The organism is Pseudomonas kurunegalensis (assembly GCF_030291635.1).
Classification (GTDB): domain Bacteria; phylum Pseudomonadota; class Gammaproteobacteria; order Pseudomonadales; family Pseudomonadaceae; genus Aquipseudomonas; species Aquipseudomonas monteilii.
This window is the reverse complement of record NZ_CP127871.1, coordinates 4,249,618-4,260,116: the sequence shown is the minus strand read 5'-3', so window position 1 is coordinate 4,260,116 and position 10,499 is coordinate 4,249,618. Positions and strand designations below refer to the sequence as shown.

At 62.8% G+C, this 10,499-nt stretch carries 7 protein-coding genes; 2 read left to right on the top strand and 5 right to left on the bottom strand.

The window, feature by feature from the left end; genetic code table 11:
* Window positions 1–26: 26 nt before the first annotated feature.
* A complete protein-coding gene (locus tag QQ992_RS19470; protein WP_286110744.1) occupies window positions 27–998 on the top strand; it encodes an alpha/beta hydrolase in 972 nt (323 codons plus the stop codon).
* An 84-nt stretch (window positions 999–1,082) separates the two neighbouring features.
* Here QQ992_RS19470 and QQ992_RS19465 read toward each other — a convergent pair whose 3' ends face one another.
* The 5 genes from QQ992_RS19465 to QQ992_RS19445 form a co-directional block, all read right to left on the bottom strand.
* Window positions 1,083–3,494, bottom strand: a complete 2,412-nt coding sequence (locus QQ992_RS19465) for a TonB-dependent siderophore receptor (protein ID WP_286110743.1) — start codon at window positions 3,492–3,494, stop codon at window positions 1,083–1,085.
* A gap of 118 nt (window positions 3,495–3,612) precedes the next feature.
* A complete protein-coding gene (locus QQ992_RS19460; RefSeq protein WP_286110742.1) occupies window positions 3,613–5,262 on the bottom strand; it encodes a cyclic peptide export ABC transporter in 1,650 nt (549 codons plus the stop codon).
* 114 nt (window positions 5,263–5,376) lie between these two features.
* Window positions 5,377–6,471, bottom strand: a complete 1,095-nt coding sequence (gene ptaA, locus QQ992_RS19455) for a pyoverdine biosynthesis transaminase PtaA (RefSeq protein WP_286110741.1) — start codon at window positions 6,469–6,471, stop codon at window positions 5,377–5,379.
* A gap of 21 nt (window positions 6,472–6,492) precedes the next feature.
* Window positions 6,493–7,368 carry a dihydropyoverdine dehydrogenase gene (pvdO, locus tag QQ992_RS19450; RefSeq protein WP_019096330.1) on the bottom strand — a complete coding sequence of 292 codons (876 nt, stop codon included), beginning with the start codon at window positions 7,366–7,368 and terminating at the stop codon, window positions 6,493–6,495.
* An 8-nt stretch (window positions 7,369–7,376) separates the two neighbouring features.
* The gene (locus tag QQ992_RS19445; protein ID WP_433963092.1) at window positions 7,377–8,741 is read right to left on the bottom strand and encodes a dipeptidase; all 1,365 of its coding nucleotides are present in this window, start codon (window positions 8,739–8,741) and stop codon (window positions 7,377–7,379) included.
* A 146-nt stretch (window positions 8,742–8,887) separates the two neighbouring features.
* Here QQ992_RS19445 and pvdP point away from each other — a divergent pair, with 146 nt between their 5' ends.
* Window positions 8,888–10,498, top strand: a complete 1,611-nt coding sequence (gene pvdP, locus QQ992_RS19440; RefSeq protein WP_286110739.1) for a pyoverdine maturation tyrosinase PvdP — start codon at window positions 8,888–8,890, stop codon at window positions 10,496–10,498.
* Window position 10,499 lies beyond the last annotated feature (1 nt).

Genomic DNA, 10,499 nt, shown 5'->3' with positions numbered 1-10,499 from the left:
GCAGCGCCGAACATTTAGGGAGTTGCATGTTGAATAACGCTTTGGAAGCCTTCCTCGACCTGGCTGGCTTGAACCTTGATATCAAACCGCTGCACACGCTTTCTCCGGCCCAGGCACGGGCAACCTTCGAGTCGTCTTCGCAACGACTGCGCTGGCCCGTGCCTTGGGATCTGCGGGTCGAAGACCTGTCGGCTGTCGTGCGCGATGGCAGTTCGCTTGCGTTACGGCTTTACCGACCCTCGGTTGACGCGGGCGAGAACTTGCCAGTGGTGCTGTATTTCCACGGTGGGGGCTACGTGGTAGGCAGCCTGGATTCGCACGACGGCGTATGCCGAGAGCTTGCCGGGCGTACCCGTTGCGCGGTGCTTTCGGTCGGTTACCGGCTTGCTCCGGAACACCGGTTCCCGACGGCCCATGAGGACTGTGCAGATGCCGTGCAGTGGCTGGCGACCCAGGGTCGCCGCCTGGGGCTCGACCCGGCCCGGGTCGTGTTCGCCGGCGACAGCGCAGGGGCCACCTTGGCCGCTGCGCTGGCGATCGAAGCGGCAAGGCAGGGCCCGCAGGCGGCGATAACGCCTGTTGGCCAGCTGCTGTGCTACCCGATAACGGATGCAAGCTGCAAGCGTTCGTCGCACACCGTGTTCGGTGAAGGGTATTTGTTGGAAGACGAGACACTCGACTGGTTCTACGCGCAGTACGCGCAGTCCGACGAAGACCGCCGGGATTGGCGTTTCTCACCGTTGCTGGCGGATGAGCTTGCGGGGCTTGCACCTGCGATCATTCTGTTGGCAGGCCTGGACCCGCTGCTGGATGAAGGCAAGGCCTACGCGGCGCGGCTTGAGCAGGCCGGGGTGAACGTTGAATGTATCGTGGCAGAGGGCCTGACTCACGATCTGCTGCGAACACTGTCCATCGTGCCGGAAGTCACGGAGGTCTACGACCAGCTGGCAGTCGGCGTGCGCAGTTGGTTGCAGGCCGAAGGTACCGGCAGCCGATAACGCTGGCCGGGACGCAAAAAAATCCGATGCCCGTTTCCGGGCATCGGATTTTTTGCATTGCGGGCCAAGGTCAGCCCAGCGGTTTCAGTTTTCGTAGCGCAGGGTAAGGCCGAAGTTACGCGGCGCGCCGAAGTAGTTGCCCAGGTTGCTGTTGAAGACAGACGAATAGTACTTCTTGTCGAACACGTTGTTCAGGTTGAGTTGCACGCTCAAGTTGTTGTTGATTTTGTACTGCGTGTTGAGATCGACAAGGTTGTAGGCGCTCTGCTTCACATCGCCCAGGTAGATCTTGCTCTGGTGGTAGACGTTGCCACCGACTCTCCAGTCCTGGAAGCGGCCAGGCAACTGATAGTTGGTCGAGACCTTGAACAGTCGTTGCGGGGCCGTTTCGGTCGAGTAGTCAGTACCTTTCTTGGCGCCGGAGACATACTCGGGATGGCTGTAGGTGTACCCCGCCATCACGTTCCACTGCGGCAGGACCTCACCCCCGACCTCGATGTCGAAACCACGGTTGCGTACCTTGCCGCCTTCCTCGTAGCAACTGTAGGCACCGCCTGGGCCACATTTCCCTGTTCCGTTGATCTTCTCGGGCATGTGGCTCTGGTCTACCTGGAAGAGCGCGATGGCGGTGTTGACGCGGCCACCCAGAAACTCGTTCTTGATCCCGACTTCGTAGTTGGTGCCGGTGATCGGGCTGAGCAAGTGGTTATCCAGGCCATAGTTGGCCTGCAGTTGGTAGATTTCGGTGTAGCTGGCATAGACCGAGGTGTTGTCGGTGACATCGTAGACGATGCCGCCATACGGGATGATCTTGTTCTTTTCCTCGAACGGTTCCATCTCGTCCGGTGACTCGTACTTCACCGAGCTCAGGCGGCTGCCCAAAATCACGTGCAGGTCGTCGGTAGCGTTCAGGCGCGTCGCGGCATAAATCCCCTTGTCCTTGCGCACCGCCCGGTACTGCACGCGCTCGCCACTGTAGGTAGGGGGGGCGACCAGGTGAGGGTCGAAATCGAGAATGTCGACTGTCGTGGGGTTGTCGTTGTAACGCGATTCGTTGATGAAGCGATCCTTGCGTGCCGTAGCACCGAAGACCAGCTCATGCTTGCGACCGAACAGGTCAAACGCACCATTGAGCGCCGCATCGAGGCTGATCTGCTCGTCGTCGTACTTGGTATCGTTGGTACGCAGTTGGAGCTGGTCGTTGCCCACGTTGGTGCCATACAAGGCAAGGAAGTCAGCATTGGACCAGGTCATGCTGCCGTTCACGGTCAGCTTCCAGTCCTCGTTGAATTCGTGCCGAACGTCGCCGAACACGGTGCGGTTGATCTTGTTCAGGTGTGCCCAGCCCGGCGCGAAGGAAGTCGATCGGGAGAAGGGGTAAAAGCTGCCGCTTTTCTGAGTTGGCAGGCCGCCCCAGTCATATCCGCCATTGTTGTCCTTCTGCAACACGGTACCCAGGCTGACCGTTGTCCAGTCGCTCAGGTCGGCTTCGCCGATCGCATAGAACAGCTGGTTGTCCTTGTTGGCCCTGTCCACGAAACTGTTGCCGGCACTGTAGAGCATGACCGTGCGCCCGCGAAGGGTGCCTTCGGCATTGAGCGGGCCACCAACGTCGATCTGGCCGCGGTAGTTGTCCCACGACCCTGCGCCGATCTCCGCCTTCATCTGGTAGGTATCGCCCGGGCGCTTGCGCACCAGGTTGATCGCTGCCGAGGGCGAGCCGGCGCCTTGCATCAGGCCGTTCGCGCCGCGAACGAACTCGACCCGATCATAGATCGCCATGTTGTTCACCGAAGTGACGTCCATGGAGAAACTTTCCGAGATGCTGCTTGGCACACCGTCGTACTGCAGGTCGTTGACCTGGAAGCCCCGTGAGAAGTAACGCGAACGCTCGGTACCGAAGTCCTTCACGGTGTTGATACCGGTGGCAGCGCGCGCGACATCGTCGAGTGACTGCATGTTCTGGTCGTCCATCTGGCGACGCGTCACCACACTGACCGACTGTGGGGTTTCGCGAGGCGACAGGGCCAGCTTCGTTGCGGTATTGGTGGAACCGGTGATGTAAGACCCTGTTCCCTCGGTTGTGGCACCCAGGGTTCTGGACTGGATACTCGTGGCATCGAGCAGCATCGCGCTGCCACCTTCGTAGGCCGCCTGCAAGGTCAAGGTGTTGTCGCGCAACTGATAGCGCAAGCCACTTTCCCTGAGCAGCACGCGTACCGACTCATCCAGACTGTAGCGGCCGCTCAACGCACCTGAGCGCAGGTTCTGTACGGCATCGGGCTCATACAACACCTGCACGTCGGTCTGCTCCGCAAATGCCTTCAGCGCCGAGCTCAAGGGCTGTGCCGGAATATTCAAGGTCAGTTGCTGATCTTGCGCCTGGGCAGCCAAGGGCAGGGCCAGGCTCAGGGCCAGTGCTGGCAGTCGGGCGTTGAATGCGCGTCGAAGGCCAAGCGCCCGGGTCAGGTGATTCAATCGAAGGTGGGTGGGCATTTCGGTGCTCGTTGTAGATGTTGAGTGGATAGGCTGGGCAGATCTTTTTTTAGGGTGACTAGGGGTATGACGCACGGCTGATGACAAACCGGAATGCAAATGCTTCGCTTTTGTTGCATCAGGCGACGCACGCCTCGACGACCACCTTGCCGGCCGCCATGCGCACCAGCTGGTCGGCGACATCGAAATAGCGGTCATCGTGGCTGATGACGATGATTGTCTTGCCCAGGCGCTTCAGTTCGGGCAGCAGCTCGGTGTAGAAGATGCGCCGGAAGGTCGGGTCCTGGTCTGCAGCCCACTCATCGAACACCAGCACCGGGCGCTCTTCGAGCCAGGCATTGATCAGCGCCAGCCGCTTGCGTTGCCCGGTCGAGAGGTCGGTGGTGGTGAAGCTGCCGTCGCGGATGCTGACCTTGTGTGCGATTTCCAGCCTCTTGAGATAGACCTCGGCGCTCTCTGGCACCTGCTTGGCGCCCAGGAAGGGGTCGTCGAACAGGTAGTAATCGGAAAAGATGGTGGTGAAGAGCTGGCGATAATCGTCGCGATCCCGCGCGGTTATGGGCTGGTCGTTGATGCGAATCTCGCCTTGTTGCGGGGGGTACAGGCCTAGCAGCAGCTTGATCAGGGTGGTCTTGCCACAGCCGTTCTCGCCGACGATGAAGACGATATCGCCCTCGCGGATCTGCAGGTTTACCGGCCCCAGGGTAAACGGTGCGTTGCCGTCGACCGGAGGGAAGGCGAAGCGCACATCACGCAGCTCAAGGGTGCGCAAGGCGGGCAGTTGGCTGGCCTTGTCTTCGAGCAGCAGGTGCGGCTCTGGCGAGGAGAACCGCTCGGAGAGCTCGGCAACCCGGCGGAAGGCGATCTGGGCGCGGCTGATGATTGGCAGCGTGCCTATCAGGTATTCCAGTGGGCCTTTCATGTACAGCAGCACCAGGACGAAACCGCTCATGACCGCTTTGTCGCTGTTGGGCCATAACGATTGCAAGGCGAGCGCCAGGCCGATGACCACGAAGAACAGCATCGAGCCGAAGGTCTTGGCGATGACGAAGGTATTGATGGAGCGGATCTGGGTATCGCGAATCAGGTCGGCCGTGCCCTGGATGTTGCGGCTGAACATACGTTGGCGGCGAGCGCGGTGGATGCGCAGCTCCTTGGCGCCACCGGCGATCGCATTGTAGTGTCGTTGCAGCTCATCCTCGGCATCACGCGCCGCGACGAACCCCTGCATGCCCCGGGCCCGTGCGATGTACTGGACGACGGTGCCGAGGGCGATAGCGGTCAGGATCAGCAGGAACATGGGCAAGGACAGCATGGCCAGGTAGCCCAGGCAGCCCAGGGTGACGGTCAGGGCGATCGCCAGGGGCGCGAAGGCGAAGGCGAAATCGCTGATGGTGTCCACGTCGTGCGTCAACACCGGAATCAGCCGATGGCTGCGATAGCGCTCGATTTGTTCGATGGGGGCCGACAGCACTTTCTCGCCCAGCGTTTTGCGCAAGGCGGCAATGATGTGCTGGCCCACTCGGTTGCTACCGATGTCGGAAAACACCGAGCTGGCCAGGGCCACCAGGCAAAGCCCGGCGAAGCCCCAGACCACGCCTTGGGTCAGGCCGGAATCGTCGTGCAGGGCCCGGTTGATGGTGGCCAGCAGGACGGTGATGCTGAGGCCGCCGACCATGCCCAGGATGACGGAAAGCGCGACGGTGTATTTAAACGGCTTGAGCAGGGCGAAGAGGTCCTGCACGGCGCCGCGGGTGGGCTGGGACATGATGTGCTCCTGAGTAGATCAGCCGACGCTGGCGGGGGGGAGCAGCGCCTTGCGTGCGCTGCTGTTGGGTAGGTGTTAAACGAAGCCGCGGAGGGTGGATTTAGGCGGCTGACTTCAGCCGTGCATGACGTCAAGAAACGCCTTCAGGAAGGCCTGCATCTGCGCCGGCGTGCCGACACTGACACGCATCCACTGCGGCCACGCCTCGAATACCCGCCCGACCCGGATGTTGCGTTGCGCGAGTGCCTCGATCACAGGTTTGGCGGGGCGCCCGAGGGCCACCATGAAGCAGTTGGCCTGGGCGTCGGTGCAGCGGTAGCCGGCCTTTTGCAGGGCGTCGATCGTGTTCCGCAGAATGCCTCGATTGATGTGTTTTCGTTCGCTGACCAGGTCTTCTTGTTGCAGGCTGGCGATGCCGCCCATGGCGGCGGCAAGTGGCACGAAGTTGTAGCCGTTCAGGCGTTGCAGGTCGGCGAGCAATGCCGGTTTCCCGACTACCAGCCCCAGGCGGGCACCGGCCATGCCATAGAGCTTGGAGAACGTCCTCAGGACCATGACGTTGTCATGGCTGACCGCCAGGTCCAGGCAGGAGGGCGCGTCGGTAAAGTGGATATAGGCCTCATCGATGATCGCCAGGCTGCCTGCCGGCTTGTGGGTGACCAGGTGCTCGATGTCGGCGCGTGGCGTCAGCGTGCCCGTGGGATTGTTCGGGTTGCACAGGTACAGCACCCCGGGTTGCCGGGTGGCGGCAAGCATGCCGCGTACGTCATGGGCGTGACGGGCATCGAGCGGCACCTCATGCACGGTTGCGCCGACAGCCCTGGCGCCATTGGCCACCGAGTCATAGGTCGGCGCGGCGGTGACCACGCTGCGCTTGTCGGCGTGGCGAGCCAAGGCGTACTGCAACGGCGAGCGGGAGCCGCAGAAGACCGCCACATGGTCTTCGGGTACCTGGTTTTGCCGGGCGAACAGCTCAGCCAGGCGGTATTCGTGTTCCGGAAAGTAGTGCCCGCTCTGGCGAGCACCCTGGTGCATTGCTTCGAGTGCCGAAGGGCAGGGGCCATACGGGCTCTCGTTGTAATCCAGGCGGATGATGGCGTCGTCCGCCGGTGGATCGCTCGCTGCGCCCGCCGCCCAGGCGGGCATGGCGGGGGCAAGGCCGGTCAAGGTAGCGGCGGCGACGAAACGGCGTCTGCTCAAGGTGGGCATGGTCACTCTCCCTGTGGATTGTCAGTTGGGTTCACCGTCCTGAAGGGCGCGGGCTACCCGAAAGCCCAGCCAGTCGCCGCGCACGTCGGGTTCGCGCTCGTTGCGGTTGCCCGAGCGGGAGAAGATGGGCGGTTCCAGGTAGTCGTTGCCGCGAATCTGCCGGTGTGTGCAGGTACCACCGGTGGTCCAGGCGCTGCCGTCGGTGGGCGCGCCGACATAATCGGTATGCCAGCAGTCCTCGACCCACTCGTACACATTGCCATGCATGTCGTACATGCCAAATGCATTGGCAGGGAAGCTGCCGACCGGGGCCGTGTAGGTGAAGCCATCACGCGGCCCGTAGGTGTTGGCATGCTTGCTGATCTGATATTCCCCTTCCTGGTCGAAGGGGAACGGGAAGGGGCCGGTGGAGCCGGCACGGCCGGCGTACTCGCGTTCGGCCTCGCTGACCATGCGGTAGGGCTTGCCGGTCTTCTTCGCGAGCCAGGCGATGTAGCCGCGCGCCTCATCCCAGGTCATGCAGACCGCAGGCTGCGTCGGGCCTTGCGGGTAGCTGGGCTTGCCGTTCTTGCACAGCCGCCCCGGGCGGTCGTCGCCGTCGGGCAGCACCGTGTGGGTTTCCTTGGCATAGGCCTGCCATTGCCCGGCAGTCACATGGAAGCGACTCATGGCGAAGGCCTTGGCGAAGGTCACGGTGTGCAACGGACCTTCATCGTCCTGTTTGCCCAGTTCGTCATCGGGGGTGCCCATCACGTAGCTGCCGGCAGGCAGCACGACCATTTCCGGGCAATCCTTGCAGTCTTTGAAAACCTTGCCCGGTGCAGCCGGGTCGGCAGCGAGGGCTTCGAGCGACAGTGAGAGACAACCGAGGGCAATCAGTGAGGTCAGCCGTTTCATGGGTTTCCTTACGGGTAGTGGGCAACAGGAGGAGGGGCCGGCCTGGCGGCCTTCTGGGCGGCTTCCCACACACGCAGGAAGTTGGCGCCCCAGAGCTTGGCGATGTCTTCGTCGGAATAGCCGCGCTGCATCAGTTCGGCCGTGACGTTGCGGCTCTGGCTGACATTTTCCCAGCCAGCCACACCGCCGCCGTCGTTGAAGTCGGAACTGATGCCGACATGGTCGATACCGATCTTCTTCACCGCGTAGTCGATCGAGTCGACGTAGTCGGCCAGGGTCGCTTCGGGCTCGGCGCCGAGGATGTCGTAGAACGGCGTGAGGTATTCACCGAACTTTTTCTCCGACCAGATCGAGAACACCGGGTCGGTGGTGGTGCCCATCTGGGTCTGGTTCTGTACATCTGGCAGGCCATACTTGGCGCGTAACGCGTTCATCTTTTCGATGGTCGGGCGCGAGAACGGCTTGAGGTAGTGGGAGTAGGCCACGATGTTGACCAGCCCGTCGGTGGCCTTGATGTGTGCCAGGTCCGCGTCGCTGAGATTGCGGCGAATGTCCATCATGCCTTGCACCCCCGTGTGCGAGGCCATGACCGGCGCGCGGCTCAGCTGGGTGACCTGGGTCAGGGCCTGGCTGGACATCTGCGAGACGTCGATGACCACGCCAAGGTCGTTGAGCCGGGTGATGGCGCGACGACCGATGTCGGAAAGACCGCCCAGCGGGTCGACCGAATCGCCCAGGAAGGGCAGTGGGCGCGCCGAGTCGACCCAGCTGTTGTTGCCGACGTAGCCTGGCCCGAACACCCGCATGCCGCGTGCGGCCCAGTGGTCCAGCTTGTCGATGTCGTCGCCAAGAGGGGCGGCGTTGAGCAGGCTGATAATGATGGCGAACTTGCCTTCACTGACCAGTCGGCGGAAGTCGGCAGGGGTGTAAGCGATGCCGGCCTGCGCAGGGTAGTCCTTGGCGATGCTGGTGATGATCCGATAGCGAACTTCCAGTTCGTTGGCCATCGCCGCCTCGAACCCGGGTGTGGGGCGGTGCGGCCAATTGGGCCCACTCCAGAACTCCGGCCATGACCAGATTGCGATCGAGGCGCCGCTCAGGCGGCCTTTGGCGGCTTTCACCAGGTCGAACTGGGTCGGGCCGTCACGGTTTGCTTCCTCGCCATCGGTGCCATAGCTCAGCGGCACGTCAAGGTGCGCATCCAGGGCCGGGATGCGCGCCTGCAGGGCGTTGGCCCGCTGTTCGATTTCCCGGCCGTAGGGGTGTTTGGCAAGGTAGACCCAATACCACCAGGCGCCTGCGGCCGCCAGGAGCAAGAGCAGAAGGGCCAAAGCCCATGGCCATCTGCGCGAAAAAAAAGCCTGTTTCTTCATTGCGTACTCGACCGCCTGCACGACGGCCCCATGCCGTTCGAACTTGCTGGGTGAAACGAGCCGAGCCCAAGAGAATTTAGCAACCCTCTAAATCGCTCCCGCAACCATTCGTTTTCGCAGCAGGAGTCACGTCATGAGTACAGTGGATGAAAGTGTCACGTCGAAAGATCCTGGCGGGCCTGGTGGCTGCCGGTGTAGCACTGCCTGCCGGCTATTACGCACGGCAGGCGTGGCAGCGGGCCGAGGAAGCGGAGCTGAGCAGTGACGAGCCTGCGGTGCCGGTCGATGACCTGCCCAATGCGCTGTTAGGTGAACGCCTGGTCGGGATCTGGGACTGGCGCATGACGAGCGATCACCCGGCGCTGACCGAGCTGGCCCGGCCGCAGCAGCTGCTGCTCGATGTAGGGCAGGGTGCCCGTGCCGTGCGCGGCTACCTGGGCACTGCGCCCTATGGCGGTCAGGGTTTGCAGGTATACGGCCCGCTGGCTGCCGACCGGCTGCCGAAGGTGCAACTGAAGATGATGGCGGGCTCTGGCGAGGCGTATGACTGCGATGCCGTGCTGGATGAGATATGGGGCGACTGGAGCGAGGGGGGAGGCAGCGCGACCCTGAGTGGGCACGTACGCCTGGCAGGGACGCAGGCGGGGCATTCCGGGGCGCAGGCGAGCTTTGTCGCCGTCCGCCGACCGTTCGTGCTGGCGCGTGAGCGGCTGCCGTACGTGGCGGCCCTGCACGAGGACCTGATTTCACCGCAGCGTCGCTACTATCACCAGCTCTGGCACGCCAGCCGCGATCGCTGGCACCGCATCGATGAATCCCGGCGGCAGATGGTGCGTGCGCTGGGTTGGCAGGTCGGCCCGTTGGGCAAGGAGCGCAACGCACGCGGGCATGATCGCCATCGCAACGGCTCTGGCGAGGATTTTCTGTTCATGCATCGGCACATGCTGCATGGCGTGCGCGAGGTCCAGGACCTGCGTTCCTGGGCAAGCCTGCCTGCGGCACGTCCATCCATCGGGCATGGCGTTCAGGCGTTTTTCGATTACCTCGACAACCGCGACGGCTACAGCGTCCCGCCCAACTGGCAGGCGGCCGGCGATGAAGCCTTCAGCCAATGGCTGTACTACGTCAAGAGCAGCCAGGGGCTGCACGCCAACTTCCAGCTGTGGGAAGCCCAGCTGCATGATCCGCAATACCTCAGCACCCTGTGTCTGGGAGAGTTGGGTTCACGCATCGAATTGGGGATCCACGATTGGCTGCACATGCGTTGGGCATCCCTGGGGCGTGACCCGAACTCGGATTACCCGATGCCTTACGGGCGTCGCAACTACGATTTTTCCGAACGCTGGTTCCGCGCCGAGAACGACTTCCTCGGCGATCCGTTTTCCTCCCACGTCAACCCGGTGTTCTGGGCCTTTCATGGCTGGATCGACGACCGCCTGAACGATTGGTACCTGGCCCACCAACAGGCGCACCCAGGGGAAGTGAAGCCGCAGATGATCGATGGCATTCCGTGGTTTGCGCCAGGGCGCTGGGTGCGTGTGGCCGAGCCTTGGCTGGGGCCCACGCGTGAAGGTTGCGGTGCCTGGGGCCTGGGCAATGGTGGCGGCACCGGGAAACTGGACATCGAGACCATGAAGCTGGCCTTGCAAGTCATTTTCAGCCCTGAAGAAGACGGCGATCGCCTGGCCGGCAGGGTGCCTCAGCGGCCTTGGTATGCCCGTCATCTGGCACCCGGCCCGCGACGTGACGGTTTGTAGC